Here is a 318-nt window from a genome sequence, read left to right as displayed (position 1 = left end):
TGGTTAACGGCGGGATATAACATGCGCTGTCTTCGGTATCGTCGTATCCCACTACCGAGCTATCCGCACCAACGCGCAGCCCGGACTCGGTAATGGCGCGCATTGCGCCCAGCGCCATCTGATCGTTGGCAACCAGCATCGCAGTGGGAACGATGCCCTCATTCAGCATTTGCATGGTTTGTTGAAAACCGGACATGGCACTCCAGTCGCCTTCCCGTTCCGCTATCGGCTGAATTTGATTGCGAGTGAGATATTTATGCCAGCCAGCCAGACGCAGACGCGCCGAGACAGAACTTAATGGGCCCGCTAACAGCGCGA

At 56.6% G+C, this 318-nt stretch carries 1 pseudogene; it reads right to left on the bottom strand.

From position 1 onward, the window contains the following. A pseudogene (gene lacI / locus R0J88_RS19345) lies at positions 1-318 on the bottom strand (DNA-binding transcriptional repressor LacI); the annotation flags it as partial.

Source organism: Pseudoalteromonas sp. SIMBA_162 (genome assembly GCF_046535955.1).
Lineage (GTDB): Bacteria > Pseudomonadota > Gammaproteobacteria > Enterobacterales > Alteromonadaceae > Pseudoalteromonas > Pseudoalteromonas marina.
This window is presented reverse-complemented; position numbering and strand designations above follow the sequence as displayed.